17 protein-coding genes are annotated in these 16881 nt (G+C 71.1%); 16 read left to right on the top strand and 1 reads right to left on the bottom strand.

Translation table 11 applies throughout. The annotated features are described in order from the left end of the window. Position 1: 1 nt before the first annotated feature. The 14 genes from ACH0BZ_RS03235 (at position 2) to ACH0BZ_RS03170 (ending at position 13693) form a co-directional block, all read left to right on the top strand. Positions 2–1117: a glycosyltransferase family 4 protein gene (locus tag ACH0BZ_RS03235; protein ID WP_406896521.1), complete on the top strand. Its 1116-nt coding sequence runs from the start codon at positions 2–4 to the stop codon at positions 1115–1117. Then, on the top strand, positions 1107–1727 hold the full coding sequence (locus ACH0BZ_RS03230) for an NUDIX hydrolase (RefSeq protein WP_406896519.1): 621 nt from the start codon (positions 1107–1109) through the stop codon (positions 1725–1727). Before ACH0BZ_RS03235 ends, ACH0BZ_RS03230 begins: the two co-directional genes overlap by 11 nt. Positions 1728–1797: 70 nt before the next feature. After that, entirely contained in the window at positions 1798–2703 is a 906-nt protein-coding gene (gene pdxS / locus ACH0BZ_RS03225; RefSeq protein WP_406896518.1) for a pyridoxal 5'-phosphate synthase lyase subunit PdxS, read from the top strand. A 6-nt stretch (positions 2704–2709) separates the two neighbouring features. Then, a complete protein-coding gene (locus tag ACH0BZ_RS03220) occupies positions 2710–3594 on the top strand; it encodes an acyl-CoA thioesterase (protein WP_406896517.1) in 885 nt (294 codons plus the stop codon). Then, positions 3591–4217, top strand: coding sequence for a pyridoxal 5'-phosphate synthase glutaminase subunit PdxT (gene pdxT / locus ACH0BZ_RS03215; RefSeq protein ID WP_406896516.1), 627 nt, complete (start codon positions 3591–3593; stop codon positions 4215–4217). Before ACH0BZ_RS03220 ends, pdxT begins: the two co-directional genes overlap by 4 nt. Positions 4218–4278: 61 nt before the next feature. Continuing rightward, a complete protein-coding gene (locus ACH0BZ_RS03210; protein WP_406896515.1) occupies positions 4279–5031 on the top strand; it encodes a YebC/PmpR family DNA-binding transcriptional regulator in 753 nt (250 codons plus the stop codon). A gap of 61 nt (positions 5032–5092) precedes the next feature. Continuing rightward, complete coding sequence (locus ACH0BZ_RS03205; RefSeq protein ID WP_406896514.1) at positions 5093–5761, top strand: crossover junction endodeoxyribonuclease RuvC; 669 nt, start codon at positions 5093–5095, stop codon at positions 5759–5761. After that, positions 5758–6354, top strand: coding sequence for a Holliday junction branch migration protein RuvA (gene ruvA / locus ACH0BZ_RS03200; protein ID WP_406896513.1), 597 nt, complete (start codon positions 5758–5760; stop codon positions 6352–6354). Before ACH0BZ_RS03205 ends, ruvA begins: the two co-directional genes overlap by 4 nt. Then, positions 6354–7469, top strand: coding sequence for a Holliday junction branch migration DNA helicase RuvB (ruvB, locus tag ACH0BZ_RS03195; RefSeq protein WP_406896512.1), 1116 nt, complete (start codon positions 6354–6356; stop codon positions 7467–7469). The genes ruvA and ruvB overlap by 1 nt, the downstream gene beginning before the upstream one ends. Before the next feature lie 69 nt (positions 7470–7538). Then, the gene (gene yajC / locus ACH0BZ_RS03190) at positions 7539–7838 is read left to right on the top strand and encodes a preprotein translocase subunit YajC (protein ID WP_406896511.1); all 300 of its coding nucleotides are present in this window, start codon (positions 7539–7541) and stop codon (positions 7836–7838) included. 57 nt (positions 7839–7895) lie between these two features. Next, a complete protein-coding gene (gene secD, locus ACH0BZ_RS03185; protein WP_406896510.1) occupies positions 7896–9662 on the top strand; it encodes a protein translocase subunit SecD in 1767 nt (588 codons plus the stop codon). Next, entirely contained in the window at positions 9659–10714 is a 1056-nt protein-coding gene (secF, locus tag ACH0BZ_RS03180; RefSeq protein WP_406896509.1) for a protein translocase subunit SecF, read from the top strand. Before secD ends, secF begins: the two co-directional genes overlap by 4 nt. Beyond that, positions 10711–11253: an adenine phosphoribosyltransferase gene (locus tag ACH0BZ_RS03175; protein ID WP_406896508.1), complete on the top strand. Its 543-nt coding sequence runs from the start codon at positions 10711–10713 to the stop codon at positions 11251–11253. Before secF ends, ACH0BZ_RS03175 begins: the two co-directional genes overlap by 4 nt. Before the next feature lie 64 nt (positions 11254–11317). Beyond that, the gene (locus ACH0BZ_RS03170; protein WP_406896507.1) at positions 11318–13693 is read left to right on the top strand and encodes a RelA/SpoT family protein; all 2376 of its coding nucleotides are present in this window, start codon (positions 11318–11320) and stop codon (positions 13691–13693) included. A gap of 51 nt (positions 13694–13744) precedes the next feature. On the opposite strand, the gene ACH0BZ_RS03165 is transcribed toward ACH0BZ_RS03170, so the two are convergent. Continuing rightward, positions 13745–14686 (bottom strand): peptidylprolyl isomerase, encoded by a 942-nt coding sequence (locus ACH0BZ_RS03165; RefSeq protein ID WP_406896506.1) that lies wholly within the window; start codon positions 14684–14686, stop codon positions 13745–13747. Positions 14687–14858: 172 nt separating this feature from the next. On the opposite strand from ACH0BZ_RS03165, the gene ACH0BZ_RS03160 reads away from it, so the two are divergent. Together ACH0BZ_RS03160 and hisS are read left to right on the top strand one after the other, a co-directional pair. Beyond that, positions 14859–15524, top strand: a complete 666-nt coding sequence (locus tag ACH0BZ_RS03160) for an MBL fold metallo-hydrolase (protein ID WP_406896505.1) — start codon at positions 14859–14861, stop codon at positions 15522–15524. A gap of 43 nt (positions 15525–15567) precedes the next feature. Then, on the top strand, positions 15568–16848 hold the full coding sequence (gene hisS, locus ACH0BZ_RS03155) for a histidine--tRNA ligase (protein WP_406896504.1): 1281 nt from the start codon (positions 15568–15570) through the stop codon (positions 16846–16848). Positions 16849–16881: the final 33 nt, after the last annotated feature.

The following is a 16881-nucleotide window of genomic DNA, read 5'->3' as shown; positions in this document are numbered from 1 at the left end:
CGTGCGCGTCGGCATGATCTGCCCCTACTCCTTCGACGCCCCGGGCGGCGTCCAGGCCCACGTCGTGGACCTGGCGCGGGAGCTACGCCGCCGCGGGCACACGGTCCGCGTCCTCGCTCCCGGGCGCCCGGAGAACGCGCCGATCGACGGGATGACGCTCACCGGCCCCGGCGTGCCCATCCCGTACAACGGCTCGGTGGCCCGCCTGAGCTTCGGGCCCGCGACCTGGCGGGCCACTCGGCGGTGGCTGCGCAGCGAACCCCTGGACGTGCTGCACATCCACGAGCCGAACGCCCCCGGTGTGGGTATGTTCGCCCTCGCGATGTCTACCGGACCGATCGCGGCCACCTTCCACACCTCCACCACCAGCTCGGTGCTGCTCGGGACCTTCGACGGCGTCCTGGCGCCCATGCTCGAGAAGATCCGCGGCCGGATCGCCGTCTCCACGCTGGCAAGACGGTGGCAGATCGAGGCGCTCGGCTCCGACGCGGTGGAGATCCCCAACGGGGTCGACGTGACCGCCTTCGCCGACGCGGACGCCGCGTCCGAACGCGCGGACGTGCCGACCGTGGCCTTTCTCGGCCGCTACGACGAGCCCCGCAAGGGGATGGACGTGCTCGTGCGCGCCCTGCCCGTCGTCCTGCGCGGCGTCCCCGACCTGCGGCTGCGGATCATGGGCGACGGCGACGAGCGGGCCCTGCGGGCCCGGCTCCCGGACGGCCTGGACGTGGAGTTCCTCGGCCGGGTCGACGAGGCCCGTAAGGCCGCGGTCCTCGCCGCCGCGGACGTGTACTGCGCCCCCAACACCGGGGGCGAGAGTTTCGGGATCGTGCTCGTGGAGGCGATGGCGGCCGGGGCCGCCGTCGTGGCCGCGGACCTCGACGCGTTCCGCCGCGTCCTGAGGGACGGGGAGTGCGGGGAGCTGACCCCGGTGGGCGACGGCGACGCCCTCGCCGACGCGCTGCTGCGCCTGTTGCGCGACGACGCCCGCCGGACGGCGCTGTGCGAGCGGGCCGCGGAGGCGGTCCGGGAGTACGACTGGCCGGTGGTGGCCGACCGTGTGGTCCGTGTCTACGAGACGATCCGTGGCCCCGGGGAGACGATCCGTGTCCGCTGAGTGGCTCGCCCTCGTCGTCGTCCTCGCCGTTGCCGTCGCGGTGGCACTGCTCGCCGCCTACCTCACCGCCCACCGCCTGGACCGCCTGCACATCCGTACCGACCTCGCCCGCAGTGCCCTCGCGGGGGCGCTGGGGCGGCGCCACGCCGTGGCCTCCGCGGTGGCGCGCGAGCTCGCGGCCCGGGACCCGGCGGGCGCGGACGGCCTCGCCCGCGCCCTCGCCCGGGCCAGCGCCCACCCGCCCGAGGCGGTCGCCGTGGCGGACCCCGCCCCGGACCCCGACCGCCGCCGCTGGGTGGCGGTCGCCGGTGCGGACTCCGGCCCCGACGCCGAGCACGCGGAGAACGCGCTCGGACTCGAGCTGGCCGGCGTGGACGCCGACGCGTTGTCGTCCGGACTCGTCGACGAGCTCGCCGACGCCATGGACCGCGTGGCCATCGCCCGACGCTTCTACAACGACGCCGTGCGGGACACACGGGCTCTGCGCGAGCGGTGGTCGGTACGGGCGTTCCGGTTGGCCGGTCGCGCGCCGATGCCGGACTTCGTGGAGCTGGTCGATCCACCGCTTCCCGGGCAGATGGGGGATCCCGGGGGCGAGGGCCTACACTGAGAGCCCGTAGACAGGCCGGTCCACCGACGCACCGCCGGCGACAGATCCCACCCACGAAGCAGGAGAACAGGTGAGCACCTCCCAGGGCACCGACACCACCACCGGAACCGCGCGGGTCAAGCGCGGTATGGCAGAGATGCTCAAGGGTGGCGTCATCATGGACGTCGTCACGGCCGAGCAGGCCAAGATCGCCGAGGACGCCGGCGCCGTGGCCGTGATGGCCCTCGAGCGCGTGCCCGCCGACATCCGCGCGCAGGGCGGCGTGGCCCGCATGAGCGATCCCGACCTCATCGACGGGATCATCGAGGCCGTCTCCATCCCGGTCATGGCCAAGGCCCGGATCGGCCACTTCGTCGAGGCGCAGATCCTCCAGGCGCTCGGCGTCGACTACATCGACGAGTCGGAGGTCCTCACCCCGGCCGACTACACCAACCACATCGACAAGTTCGCCTTCGACGTGCCGTTCGTGTGCGGCGCCACCAACCTCGGCGAGGCGCTGCGCCGCATCACCGAGGGCGCGGCCATGATCCGCTCCAAGGGCGAGGCCGGCACCGGCGACGTCTCCAACGCCACCACCCACATGCGGCAGATCCGCCAGGAGATCCGGCGCCTCCAGAACCTCCCGGAGGACGAGCTGTACGTGGCCGCCAAGGAGCTCCAGGCGCCGTACGAGCTGGTCAAGGAGGTCGCGGAGAAGGGCAAGCTCCCCGTGGTGCTCTTCACCGCCGGAGGCATCGCCACCCCGGCCGACGCCGCGATGATGATGCAGCTCGGCGCCGAGGGCGTCTTTGTGGGCTCCGGCATCTTCAAGTCCGGCAACCCCGCCGAACGGGCCCGCGCGATCGTCAAGGCCACCACCTTCCACGACGACCCGGAGCAGCTGGCGCAGATCTCCCGCGGACTCGGCGAGGCCATGGTGGGCATCAACGTCGACGAGATCCCGGAGCCGCATCGGCTCGCCGAGCGTGGTTGGTGAGCTGACATGGCCCCGATCGAGGAGATCCTCGAGATCGAACGGATCGACCGCGATCTCTACCGCGGCGCGGCCATCGAGACGCATCTGCAGCGGACCTTCGGCGGCCAGGTCGCCGGCCAGTCACTCATGGCGGCCGTGAGCACCGTGGAGGAGAACAAGCACGTCCACTCGCTGCACGGCTACTTCCTGCGCCCCGGTGTGCCGGATGTACCGACCGTTTTCCAGATCGACCGACTGCGCGACGGGCGCAGCTTCGCCACCCGCCGGGTCACCGCGATCCAGGAGGGCGAGTCCATCTTCTCGATGTCCGCGTCCTTCCATCTCGAGGGGCAGGAGGGAATCGAGCACCAGGACACGATGCCGAACGTGATCGACCCGGAAGAGATCCCGGTACCCGACGCCAGCGAACTGCGCGAGGACCACCGCAAGTTCCTCGAGGAGTGGGCGCAGTGGGACATCCGCGTGGTGCCCCGCGAGAAGCTCGAGACCGACCGCGGCTACGCCTCGCAGCAGCGCGTGTGGATCCGCTGCGTGGACTCGCTGCCGGACGACTTCAACTTCCACGTCTGCACGCTGGCCTACATGTCGGACATGACACTGCTCGGTTCGTCCAAGGTCCCGCACCCGGGCGTCCGGACGCAGGAGGCCTCGCTCGACCACGCGATGTGGTTCCTGCGGCCGTTCCGCGCTGACGAATGGCTGCTCTACGACCAGATCTCACCGTCCGCCGACGCCGGTCGGGCCCTGACCCAGGGGCGGCTGTTCGACCGGCAGGGGCGGCTCGTCGCGGCGGTCGTGCAGGAGGGCCTGTCGCGCCTGCTGCGGGACGGAGCCCAGCCGTTCCCTGTCAAGCTCGATGCCGCCGAGAAGGCGATCGACGAGGGCCGGTGACGCCCCGGCCCCGGATCGGCGTCCTCGCCCTCCAGGGCGACGTCGCCGAACACCTCCGGCACCTCGAGGTCGCGGGTGCCGAGGCGGTTTCTGTGCGGCGCCGCGCCGAGCTCGACGCGGTGGACGGGCTCGTCCTTCCGGGCGGGGAGTCGACGGCGATGAGCCGCCTGCTCGGTGTGTACGAGCTGGACGAACCGCTCGCCGCGCGGATCGCCGACGGTATGCCGGTCTACGGATCGTGCGCCGGCATGATCCTGCTGGCCTCCGATGTCCTGGACACCCGCGCCGACGCCCGCTGGTTCTCGGCGATCGACATGACTGTTCGGCGCAACGCGTTCGGCCGGCAGGTCGATTCGTTCGAGACCGACCTCGTCGTGGAGGCCTTCGGCCCCGACCCCCTGCGGACCGTGTTCATCCGGGCCCCGTGGGTGGAGTCGGTGGGCGGGGACGTCGAGGTGCTGGCCACGGTGACGGCGTCGGACGGCGGCGACCACGTGGTCGCGGTGCGGCAGGGCAACGCGCTCGCGACGTCCTTCCACCCCGAGATCACCGACGACGTCCGCGTGCACCGGTACTTCGTCGACATGGTGTGCCGGAGCCGGGCACCGCTGGAGACCTCGTAGACTGGCAGCCCAGCGGACGTACGCACCGAGTACCCCAGACCCCCGGAGGGCGGAACAACACATGGCAGGCCATTCCAAGTGGGCCACCACCAAGCACAAGAAGGCGGCGATCGACGCCAAGCGCGGCAAGCTCTTCGCCAAGCTCGTCAAGAACATCGAGGTGGCGGCCCGCACGAGCGGTGGCGACCCGGCCGGTAACCCCACGCTGTACGACGCCATCCAGAAGGCCAAGAAGAACTCCGTACCGGCCGACAACGTCGAGCGCGCCCGCAAGCGCGGCGCCGGCGAGGAGGCGGGCGGCGCCGAGTGGGAGACCATCATGTACGAGGGCTACGGCCCCGGCGGCGTGGCCATGCTCATCGAGTGCCTCACGGACAACCGGAACCGCGCCGCCGGTGAGGTCCGCACCGCGATGACCCGTAACGGCGGCAACATGGCCGACCCGGGCTCCGTGTCCTACCTGTTCGCCCGTAAGGGAGAGGTCGTCCTGGGCAAGGGCGACCTGGAGGAGGACGACGTCCTCATGGCGGTCCTCGATTCCGGTGCGGAGGAGGTCAACGACCTCGGCGAGCAGTTCGAGGTGGTCTGCGAGGCGACCGACCTGGTGGCCGTGCGCACGGCTCTCCAGGACGCCGGCATCGACTACGACTCCGCGGAGATGGGTTTCCGCGCCTCCGTCGAGGTGACCGTGGACGCCGAGGGCGCAGAAAAGGTGTTCAAGCTCGTCGACGCCCTCGAGGACTGTGACGACGTGCAGAACGTCTACTCGAACGTGAACGTGCCCGACGACGTGCTGGCGGCGCTCGACTCCTGATCTGGCCCCCGCTGGTAGGGTGTCGAACGTAGGTTCTACCCGCAGGCCTGTGGAGGTGGCGATGCGCGTCATGGGTGTGGATCCGGGGCTCACCCGGTGCGGTCTCGCGCTCATCGAGACCGAACCCGGCCGGGCCGTCACCGCGCTGGATGTGGACGTGGTCCGCACGGCCGCCGACGAACCGCTCGAGCGGCGACTGCGCGCCGTCCACGAGGTGGCGGACGAGTGGATGGGAGTCCACGCGCCCGACGTGGTGGCCATCGAGCGGGTCTTTCAGCGGGGCGAGGTCTCCACCGTCATGGGCACGGCCCAGGCCGCCGGCGTCGTGGCGCTCGCTGCCGCGTACCGGGACATCCCGGTGGCGTTCCACACCCCGTCGGAGGTCAAGGCCGCGATCACCGGCAACGGGCGGGCGGATAAGAAGCAGATGACGCTCATGATCACGCGGATCCTGGGGCTGCAGAAGCCGCCGAGTCCCGCGGACGCCGCGGACGCGCTGGCCCTGGCGGTGTGCCACAGTTGGCGGGCGCCCATGCAGCGCCGACTGTCAGCGCTCGACGGCCGGGTGGCGCGGACGCGGGCCGGGTTCGAGGCGCGGGCCGCCGCGTCGCGGCAGGCCGCGGCGGCGCGCGAGGCAGCGGTGCCGCGGCCGCGGGGCACCGGCGCCGATCAGGAGCGCGCCCGGGCGGCCGCCCGCGGCATGGCGCGAGCGAAGGGAGTGCGCTGGTGATCGCCTCGATCCGGGGGACGGTGGTCGAGATCGGCCTGGACCGCTGCGTGGTGGAGACCGGCGGGGTGGGGGTGCTCGTCCACGCCACGCCGGCCGCACTGGCAGGCCTGCGCCGGGGAACCGAGGGTGCGCTGCACACCGAACTCGTCGTCCGCGAGGACTCGCTCACGCTGTACGGGTTCGACTCGGTCGAGGCCCGGAGTCTGTTCACCACCGTGCAGACAGTGTCCGGGGTGGGACCGCGGCTCGCGCTGGCGATCCTCGCGACCCTCGAGCCGGACGAGCTGCTCCGGGCCCTGGGCTCCGGCGACGTCAAGGCCCTGACCCGCGTCCCCGGCGTGGGCAAGCGGACCGCCGAGCGGATGGTGCTCGAACTCAAGGACAAGGTCGGCCCGGTGTCCGACGCCGCCGGTGCGGGAGGCCCGTCCACGCCGGCCGCGTCGGCGTCCGGTGAGGTGGCGGAGGCGCTCGAGGGTCTCGGCTTCTCCGCGGCGGAGGCGGAGAAGACCGCCGCGGCGGTCCTCGCCTCCGAGCCCGATCTCGACGCCCCCGCGGCCCTCCGGCTCGCACTCAGATCCCTCGGGCGGCGCTGATGGAGCACCCCGCCGACGGGCCCGGCCCGGTGGAGGTCGGTGCCGAGCTCTCCGCCGCGCTCACCCCGTTCGACTCGGACGTCGAGGGGGCCCTGCGGCCGCGGGCGCTCGACGACTTCATCGGGCAGGAGACCGTCCGCGAGCAGCTCCACCTCGTGCTCACCGCCGCCACCCGTCGGGGCGTGGTCCCGGACCACTTGCTGTTCTCGGGCCCGCCGGGCCTGGGCAAGACCAGCCTCGCCATGATCGTTGCCGCCGAGCTCGGCGGATCGCTCCGGATCACCTCGGGTCCCGCGCTGGAGCGGCCCGGCGACCTCGCGGCGATGCTGTCCAACCTTGTGGAGGGCGACGTCCTCTTCATCGACGAGATCCACCGGATAGCCAGGCCCGCCGAGGAGATGCTCTACCTGGCGATGGAGGACTTCCGGATCGACATCATGGTGGGCAAGGGGCCCGGCGCCACGTCGATCCCGCTCGAACTGGCCCCGTTCACCCTGGTCGGCGCCACGACCCGCGCGGGGGCGCTGACCGGGCCGCTGCGCGACCGCTTCGGCTTCACCGCCCACATGGATTTCTATTCCGACGACGATCTGGCCCGGATCGTCACGCGCGCGGCCGACATCCTCGCCATCCCCGTGGACGCGGACGCCGCCCGCGAGATCGCCGGTCGGTCGCGGGGGACGCCGCGGATCGCCAACCGGCTCCTGCGCCGGGTACGGGACTACGCCGAGGTCCGTGCTGACGGCCGCGTCACCGTGCCGGTCGCGAAGGCGGCCCTCGAGGTCTACGAGGTCGACGAATTGGGCCTGGACCGGCTCGATCGAGCGGTCCTGCGCTCGCTGCTCGTTCACCACGAGGGCGGCCCCGTCGGCCTGGGCACCCTCGCCGTGGCCGTGGGCGAGGAGGCCACCACACTCGAAGAGGTCTGCGAGCCGTTCCTCGTCCGGGCCGGCCTGCTCGCGAGGACCCCGCGCGGTCGCGTCGCCACGGCCGCCGCATGGGACCACCTCGGCCTCACCCGGCCGGACCCCGTCCCGGGCGGCCACGGCGCCTCCGCGGGATCGGACCCGATGCTGCCCGTGGACCTCGAGGAGGGACCCGGACCCCGCGGCTGACCCCGCCCCTGGCATCCTCGAACCCACACCGGCCCGGCATCACGCGGGCCAGACGCCAGAAGGAGCCTCATGGTGCTGGAACTGTTCCTACCGCTGATGATCATCGCCCTGATCGCGATGATGCTCCTGCAGGGGTCGAGGCAGCGCAAGGCGATGCGAGCGCTGCAGGACCTGCAGAATTCCCTGGTGGCGGGGGACCGGGTGCTCACCACGTCGGGGCTGTACGCGACCGTCGTCTCGACCGGGGTGGAGACCCTCGTGCTGGAGGTGGCCCCCGGCGTCCACACCGAATGGGACCGCCGGGTGATCCGCGAGAAGGTGCAGGACCCCGCCGCGCCGGATTCCCGCACGTCGCCGACCGACCAGTAGTGTGATGAGGTCGTCGACCACAGACGACCCAGACGACGCCCCGAGAGAGATCCGCCTGTGTCCCCAGTCCGCACGCGAGGCGCCGATGCGCGCCCCAAGCCGTGGACCCTGCTGTCCGCCTTCGTCCTGGTCTTCGCCATCCTGTTCCTCGCCGCGTTCGCGGTGGCCGACCGGGGCCTGGCCCCGAAGCTCGGCATCGACCTCCAGGGCGGTACCCGCGTCACGCTGATCCCCAAGGGGCAGCCGGACGAGGCCGACCTCCGACTCGCGCAGGAGATCATCCGCGACCGCGTGGACGGTCTCGGTGTGGCCGGCACCACGGTGGTCATCGAGGGCAGCAACATCGTCCTCACGGTGCCCGGCGAGGACTCCAGCCAGGCCCGCGACCTCGGTACGACCTCACAGCTGAGCATCCGCCCCGTCGTCCAGTTCCAGCCCGTCGCCCCCGACGACCTCGAACCGGTTCCCGCGGCGAAAGGCGACCGCGAGGCCGTCGCGAGGGAGGTCGAGGAGGCCCGGAAGGAGCGACAGGGCGACCCCGATGAGCTCGTCGGGGCGCTGCCGGCGTTCCGCTGCCCCGAGCGGGACGTCCTGGCCGGGTTCGACGACCCCTCGCAGGCGCTCATCGCGTGCGGCGAGGGCGGAAAGTACGTCCTCGGCCCGGTGCCGTTGCTCAACGGCCAGCCCGAGGACGGGGTGCGGCTCGACGGCCAGCAGATCGTCAAGGACTCCGTCAGCTCGGGCTTCAACCAGCAGCAGGGCCGCAACGAGGTCTCGTTCCGCTTCAACGCCGGCCCCGGCCAGGAGGGCAGCGCCACCTGGTCGCGCCTGACCCAGGAGAACCTGCAGCGACAGATCGCCATCCTCCTCGACGGTGCCGTGATCAGTGCGCCCGTCGTCCAGGGTGTGACCCCGGTCGGATCCGCCACCTCCATCACCGGCGAGTTCACCCCGGACGAGGCCCAGTCCCTCGCGGCGAACCTGCGCTACGGCGCACTGCCCATCTCGTTCGAGGACCCCAACGTCGACAACGTGCCCGCCTCCCTCGGCCTGGCCTCCCTCGAGGCCGGACTGTTGGCCGGGGCGATCGGTTTCCTACTGGTGCTGGCCTACTCGGTGCTCTACTACCGGCTGCTCGGCGTCCTGGCGTTCATCTCGCTGGTGCTCTCGTTCCTGCTCACCTACGTGATGCTCGTGTTCCTCGGCTACACCGTCGACTACAGCCTCGACCTCGCCGGCATCGCCGGCCTCGTGATCGGCATCGGCATGACCGCCGACTCCTACGTCGTGTTCTTCGAACGCATCAAGGACGAGCTGCGCGACGGTCACCGCTTCAGATCCGCGGTGCCGCGGGCGTGGAAGAGTGCGAGCCGCACCATCGTCACCGGCAACATGGTGAGCCTCATCGGCGCCGTCGTCCTCTACTGGCTCGCCAGCGGCGAGGTCCGCGGCTTCGCCTTCACCCTCGGCCTCACCACCGTCATGGACGTCCTCGTGGCCTTCACCGTCACCTGGCCGTTCGTCTACCTCGCCTCCACCAAGGCACTGTTCGCCAAGCCGTCCGCCAACGGTATGGGGCGGATGGAGTCGCTGCGGTCCGTTGCCGCCGAGCAGCGCCGACTCGAGCAGCAGCGGGCCAAGGAGGCCGCCGGGGACGGCTCCGGAGAGAGCGGCCGTCGCGGGGTCACCGCTCAGGTCCGCGGGCCGGGGCAGGCCGTGGCGCCGGCCACCCCGACCCTCACGCTGCCCAGGCGCGAGGACGGCCCCGCCGCCGAGGCCGACGCCGTCGACGACACCCGCTCCGACGAGGAGGAGAACCGATGAGCGCCCCGGGCACCACCCCGGCCCCCGCGGACGACGCGACGCCCGCCTCGGAGAGTCTGTTCACCCGGCTCTACACCGGCACCGGCGCCTTCCGGATCGTCCAGAACCGGCGGCGCTTCTACATCCTCACCACGGTCATCGTGGCGATCTGCCTGGCCAGCATCCTGCTGCGCGGCTTCAGCTTCGGCATCGACTTCACCGGCGGCACCAAGCTCACCATGCCGGCGGGAGACATCGACAAGGACCGTGTCGCCGTGGTCGTCGAGGAGTCGCTGGGCGAGGAGCCCCAGCTGGTCCAGATCGTCGGCGCCGGCGCCGCGCGGGTGGTGGAGGTGGAGACCCGGTTCCTCACAAGCGACGAGATCCGCGAGACCAAGGAGGCGCTGTTCGAGGAGTTCCAACCCGTCGGTGCCACCGGGGAGCCGACCGTCGAGGCGATCGGCGACTCGGCCCGTAGCGAGAGCTGGGGCGGCCAGGTCACCCAGAAGGCGCTCATCGCCCTCGCGGTCTTCCTCGCCGTCGTCTTTGTCTACATCGCCTTCCGGTTCGAGTTCGACATGTCGGTGGCGGCGATCGTCGCCCTGCTGTTCGACGTGATCTCCACGGCCGGCATCTATTCGCTCGTCGGGTTCGAGGTCACGCCGGCCACCGTCATCGGCCTGCTCACCATCCTCGGCTTCTCGCTGTACGACACGGTGGTGGTGTTCGACAAGGTCGAGGAGAACACACGGGGGATCAGGCACACCACCCGCAGCACGTACGCGGAGGAGGCCAACCTCGGCGTCAACCAGACCCTCATGCGGTCCATCCACACCACGATCATCGGGCTGCTGCCCCTGCTGGCGCTCGTCGTGATCGCCGTGTGGATCCTCGGCGTCGGAACCCTCAAGGACCTCGCGCTGGTCCAGATGGTCGGTATCGTCACCGGCACGTTCTCGTCGGTGTTCCTCGCCACCCCGCTGCTCGTCACGCTCAAGGAGCGCCGGGCCGAGGTCCGGGAGCACAACGCCAAGGTCCTCGCCCGGCGTGAGCGGACGGGGGCGACGGCATGACCGACGTGGCGCCCACCATCAGCTCGGCGGTCGAGCGACTCATGCGCCGCGTGCAGGACTTCCCCTCCGAGGGGGTCGAGTTCTGCGACCTCACGCCGGTGCTCGCCGACCCGGAGGGCTTCGGCGCCGTTGTCGAGGGCCTGTCCGCCGGTCTCGTGCCCGGCGAGGTCGACTACGTGGCCGGGCTCGACGCCCGCGGGTTCCTCCTCGCCGGTGCGGTCGCCATGCGGCTGCACACGGGCGTCCTCGCCGTCCGCAAGTCCGGCAAGCTGCCCCCGCCGGTGCACTCGCGCTCCTACGAACTGGAGTACGGCGCCGCCACGCTCGAACTGCCCGCCGACGGCCTCGACCTCACCGGGAGCCGGGTGCTGGTGGTCGACGACGTCCTGGCAACCGGCGGCACCCTCGGCGCGGCCGTGGGCCTGCTGGAGGACTGCGGAGCGACCGTCGCGGGGCTGTCCGTGGTCCTGGAGGTCCCCGGACTCGGCGGCCGGGATAGACTGACCGGCACACCGCTGACCTGCCTGACGGTGGCGTGACGGCGACCGCCTGACGGCGGCGGAGCCCCCCGCCGACGGCCGGGACCCACAGGGAGGAGCCGCCATGACCCAACGGCAGGATCCCGGCGGAGACGCGGGCCGCGGAGGTCAGGCGGCGAACGGCGCCGGGTCGGCGCCGCCGGAGAAGCAGCCCACCACCCAGCCGCTGCCCCTCGTCCCCGGCGCCCGACCGTCGGTGAGTCGTCGGGTCCGTGCGCGCTGGGCACGCAGACTCACCTCCGGCCTCACGGTGGCCTCGACGCCGGCCGTGCTCGAACCTCTGGTCCGCGTGCACCGCATCCACCAGCCCAAGGCCGACGTCGGCCTGCTCTCCCGTGCCTACTCGCTCGCGGAGCGGCAGCACGAGGGGGTGTTCCGCAAGTCCGGGGACCCGTACATCACCCACCCGCTCGCCGTGGCGACCATCTGTGCCGAGATGGGCATGGACACCACGACTCTCGTCGCGGCACTCCTGCACGACACGGTGGAGGACACCGACTACTCGCTGGAGACCCTTGCCGGCGACTTCGGTCGGGAAGTCGCGCACCTCGTCGACGGGGTCACCAAGCTCGACAAGGTCCAGTTCGGCGAGGCTGCTGAGGCCGAGACGATCCGCAAGATGATCATTGCCATGGCCCACGACCCGCGGGTTCTGGTGATCAAGGTGGCCGACCGCCTCCACAACATGCGCACGATGCGGTTCCTGCCGCCGCAGAAGCAGGTCAAGAAGGCCCGCGAGACGCTCGAGGTGATCGCCCCGCTCGCGCACCGGCTCGGGATGGCCACGGTCAAGTGGGAGCTCGAGGACCTGGCGTTTGCGATCCTGCAGCCCAAGAAGTACCAGGAGATCGTGCGGTTGGTGGCGGACCGGGCGCCGAGCCGCGACGTCTACCTGGGCACAGTGACGACCAAGGTGCGCGCTGACCTGGAGAAGGCGCACATCCAGGCCACCGTCGAGGGGCGCCCCAAGCACTACTGGTCGATCTACCAGAAGATGATGGTCCGGGGCCGCGAGTTCGACGAGATCCACGACCTGGTGGGAATCCGCGTGTTGTGTGACGACGTCCGCGACTGCTACGCCGCCATCGGGGTGGTGCACTCGCTGTGGCAGCCGATGCCCGGCCGGTTCAAGGATTACATCGCCCAGCCCAAGTTCGGCGTCTACCAGTCGCTGCACACCACCGTGATCGGTCCCGACGGCAAGCCGCTCGAGATCCAGATCCGCACCCACGAGATGCACCGCAACGCCGAGTACGGCATCGCGGCGCACTGGCGGTACAAGGAGACCCGGGGCCGACACGGCGGGGACGTGGCCGAGGTCGATGAGATGGCGTGGATGCGCCAGCTGCTCTCGTGGCAGCGGGAAGCCGCCGACCCGGGGGAGTTCCTCGACTCACTGCGGTTCGAGATGACGAGCAAACAGATCTTCGTCTTTACCCCCAAGGGCGACGTCATCAACCTGCCCGTCGGCGCCACCCCCGTTGACTTCGCCTACGCCGTCCACACCGAGGTGGGCCACCGATGCATCGGAGCGCGGGTCAACGGCAAGCTCGTCGCGCTCGAGCGCCCGCTGGAGAACGGCGAGGTGGTGGAGGTGTTCACCTCCAAGGACCCCAATGCCGGCCCGAGCCTGGACTGGCAGAAGTTCGTGGTATCCGGTCGCGCCAAGAGTTCGATCCGGCAGTGGTTCGCCAAGGAGCGTCGCGAGGAGGCCCTCGAGCGGGGCAAGGACCTCATCACCCGCGAGGTCCGCCGCGGCGGCGTCCCCGTCCACCGGGTGTTCTCCAACGAGTCGCTCGCGTCCGTCGCCGGCGAGCTCGGATTCTCCGACGTCACCGCCCTGTACACAGCGATCGGCGAGAACCACGTCTCGGCCAAGCACGTCGTGGGACGCCTCATCGCCGCCTACGGCGGGGTCGACGAGGTCACCGAGGAGATCGCCTCCCGGTCACGCGACAAGACCGTGACGCCACGGGCCCCGTCGCCCGGCGCCGGCGTCCTCGTGGGCGGCGTGCCCGACGTGCACGCCAAACTCGCGCGCTGCTGCACGCCGGTGCCCGGCGACGAGATCTTGGGATTCATCACCCGCGGCGGGGCCGTGAGCGTGCACCGGACCGACTGCTCCAACGCCTCGGCACTGCGGCGGGAGTCGGAACGACTCGTCAAGGTGGAGTGGGCGCCGCAGCCGGGGTCGGTGTTCCTCGTGGCGATCCAGGTCGAGGCCCTCGACCGTCACCGCCTTCTCTCGGACGTCACAAAGGTCCTGGCCGACGAGAAGGTCAACATCCTCTCGGCGTCCGTCCAGACCACCGGCGACGACAGGGTGGCGGTCTCGCGGTTCACGTTCGAGATGGCCGACCCCAAGCACCTGGGGCACGTCCTGAGCGCGGTCCGCCGCGTCGAGGGCGTCTTCGACGTCAACCGGGTCACCTCCAGCTGATGCGCCGCCGCCCCGTCTCCACGAGGGGGACGGGGCGACGGGCGGGCGAGGTCAGGACTCGGGAAGGCCCTCCTGGGAGAGGACGGTCGCCTTTTTGATCGCGATCGGCCGGCGCGGCTTCTGGTCCTGGGGCTGCTTGTCGCTGTTGTCCGGCACGTTCTTGGCCAGGGCCTCGATCACCGTGAGGCCCTCCTCGGCGATGCTGCCGACGACCGCGTAGTTCGGCGGGAGGGTGGAGTCCTTGTAGACGAGGAAGAACTGCCCTCCGCCGCTGTTGGGCTGGCCGGTATTGGCGATCGCGACGGTACCGCGCGGGTAGACGCTCATCCCGGAACCGTCCTGGCTCACCGGGAGATCGGTCGGAGGCTCGTCGACCACCGTGTAGCCCGGGCCGAACGCGCCGGTCCCGGTGGGGTCTCCGCACTGCAGGACGGACAACCCCTCGTCGCCCTTCGCCACGGCGAGTCGGTGGCAGGTGTTGTTGTCGAGGTACCCGGACTCGATGAGGTTGACCATGCTCGAGACATTGCAGGGCGCCTGAGATCGATCGAGCGTGATCGGGACGTCGCCCGAGTCGAGCGACAGCACGGCCTCGGCCGTTCCGCGTCTCGGCTGCTCGCCCTCCGGGGCGGCGACGATCTTCTCCTTGTCCTTGGCCGCGAGGGCCTCGTCGACGTCCTTGTTGTAGTCGTCGATCTGCTTCTGGTCGGCCTGGCCCGAGTCGATGAGCTCCTTGGCCTGAGCTCCCGCGATCTTCTCGGGTGTCTCGTTGGGGGCCTCGGGATACTCGCAGGTGAGCCAGTCGGCGGCGTGTTGCTCGGCGCGGGCCTCCTGCTGCTTGTTCCACACGACCACGCCGACCAGGCCGAGGAGCAGGATCGCGACTGTGCTCGCCGCGGCGATCTTGAGCTGCTTCTCGCGCCTGGCCTGGGCCTCCATCTGCTCACGCAGGCGCTGCCGGGCCTCCGCGCGGCGTTCCTGGTTGGTGGACACTGGCCCTCCTGGGTCCCTGGACTAGGCTGGAACGGTCAGCCGGACCCACGTGGGTCCGGCACAGGACCCTTGTCTACCAGGTCAGCCTGAGAGCGACGGACACCACTCCGGTGATCGCGGGTGTTGGCCCGGTCGGTCGGGGTGGGGGAGAACCACGAAGGGAGAGCAGCACGTGCGGATCGTCGGATTTCCCGCGGGGATGTTCCAGACCAACTGCTACATCGTCTCGGACGACGCGGGGGACTGCGTGATCGTGGACCCGGGCCAGGACTCCGAGGAGTTGGTCCGTCGCCAGGTCACGGAGGCGGGTCTGCGCCCCAGGGCGGTGCTGCTCACACACGGGCACCTCGACCACATCTGGAACGCCCAGCAGGTGGCCGACCACTACCGGGTGCCGGCCTACATCCATCCCGACGACCGCGAGATGCTCTCCGAGCCGGCCAAGGCTCTCTCCCTCGACCTGGCGGCCATGCTCAAGGGCCACACCTTCGTGGAACCGGCCGAGGTGGTCGAGGTGTTCGACGGCGACCGGCTCAGCTTCGGCACCATGACCTTCGACGTGGACCATGTGCCCGGCCACAGTGTCGGCTCGGTCTCGTTCCGCACGACGGTCGAGACCGAGGAGGGGCCACGGGAGGTGGTGATCGGCGGCGACGTGCTGTTCCAGGACGGCGTGGGCCGCAGCGACCTGCCGGGCGGCGATCACGAGGTGCTGCTGCAGTCCATCGCCAAAAAGTTCCTCGTGCTCGACGACGAGACGGTGGTCCTGCCCGGGCACGGCCCCAGCACCACGATCGGCCGCGAGCGTCGCGCCAACCCCTTCCTGCGCGGCCTCTGAGCCGACGCCCAGCCACCCGGACCAGCGAGGACCCGAGTAACCCGTGACCGGCAGCCAGAAGAAGACCGCCCTCAAGGCCCCCAAGGGGGTGCCCGACTACGCACCGCCGACCTCGGCGGCGTTCGTCGCCGTCCGCGAGGCCATCACGTCCGCCGCCCGAAACGCCGGCTACGGGCACATCGAGCTGCCGGTCTTCGAGGACACCGCGCTGTTCGCGCGCGGTGTGGGGGAGTCGACCGACGTCGTCTCCAAGGAGATGTACACCTTCGCCGACCGCGGCGGCCGGAGCGTCACCCTCCGCCCGGAGGGTACGGCCGGCGTGATGCGCGCGGTCATCGAGCACGGCCTCGATCGCGGCCAGCTGCCGGTCAAGCTCTGCTACGCGGGCCCGTTCTTCCGCTACGAGCGCCCCCAGGCCGGCCGGTACCGCCAGCTCCAGCAGGTCGGAATCGAGGCGATCGGCGTCGACGACCCGGCGCTCGACGCCGAGGTGATCGCCGTGGCGGACGAGGCGTTCCGATCGCTCGGCCTCACCGGGTTCCGCCTGGAGCTCACCTCCCTTGGTGACGACGAGTGTCGCCCCGCCTACCGTGAGCGTCTGCAGGACTTCCTCGGCGGGCTCGACCTCGACGAGGCCACCCGCGAGCGGGCCCGCCTCAACCCGCTGCGTGTCCTCGACGACAAGCGGCCCGAGGTCCGGGAGCAGCTCGCCGGCGCGCCACTCATGCTCGACCACCTCTCCGACGCGAGCGCCGAACACCTCGCGACCGTGCGGGCGCACCTCGACGCGCTCGGGGTGCCCTACGAGATCAACCCCCGCATGGTGCGGGGGCTGGACTACTACACCAAGACGACGTTCGAATTCGTCCACGACGGCCTCGGCGCCCAGTCGGGGATCGGCGGCGGCGGTCGCTACGACGGGCTCATGGAGCAGCTCGGCGGGCAGGCGCTGTCGGGGATCGGCTTCGGCATCGGTGTGGACCGCACCATGCTCGCGCTCGGGGCCGAGGGGATCGACCCCGCTGCCGGTGGACGCGTGGACGTCTACGGCGTGGGGCTGGGCTCGGCCGCCAGGTCGGCGCTCGTCCCCGTGCTGGCGGGATTCCGGCGCGCCGGCCTCCGTGCCGACATGGCCTACGGCGACCGCGGCATGAAGGGGGCCTTCAAGGCGGCCGACAGGTCGGGCGCGGCCGTGACCCTCGTCGTCGGCGAGGAGGAGCTGGCCGCCGGCACGGTCGTCGTCAAGACCATGGCGACCGGCGAGCAGCACCCGGTGCCGCTCGATTCCGCGCTCGATCACGTGCGGGGTCTGCTCGACTCCTGATCCGCGGCGGGCGCCGGGCGTCCGGACGTCGCG

Origin of the sequence: Dietzia sp. 179-F 9C3 NHS (genome assembly GCF_045369825.1) — a bacterium.
GTDB lineage: Bacteria > Actinomycetota > Actinomycetes > Mycobacteriales > Mycobacteriaceae > Dietzia.
This window is presented reverse-complemented; position numbering and strand designations above follow the sequence as displayed.

Bases quoted from the DNA above. Each gene is read 5' to 3' on its own strand.
- ACH0BZ_RS03220 (WP_406896517.1), top strand. From the start codon at position 2,710: ATGGCCCCGATCGAGGAGATCCTCGAGATCGAACGGATCGACCGCGAT.
- ACH0BZ_RS03175 (WP_406896508.1), top strand. From the start codon at position 10,711: ATGACCGACGTGGCGCCCACCATCAGCTCGGCGGTCGAGCGACTCATG.
- secF (WP_406896509.1), top strand. From the start codon at position 9,659: ATGAGCGCCCCGGGCACCACCCCGGCCCCCGCGGACGACGCGACGCCC.
- ACH0BZ_RS03170 (WP_406896507.1), top strand. From the start codon at position 11,318: ATGACCCAACGGCAGGATCCCGGCGGAGACGCGGGCCGCGGAGGTCAG.
- yajC (WP_406896511.1), top strand. From the start codon at position 7,539: ATGGTGCTGGAACTGTTCCTACCGCTGATGATCATCGCCCTGATCGCG.
- ACH0BZ_RS03210 (WP_406896515.1), top strand. From the start codon at position 4,279: ATGGCAGGCCATTCCAAGTGGGCCACCACCAAGCACAAGAAGGCGGCG.
- ACH0BZ_RS03205 (WP_406896514.1), top strand. From the start codon at position 5,093: ATGCGCGTCATGGGTGTGGATCCGGGGCTCACCCGGTGCGGTCTCGCG.
- ruvB (WP_406896512.1), top strand. From the start codon at position 6,354: ATGGAGCACCCCGCCGACGGGCCCGGCCCGGTGGAGGTCGGTGCCGAG.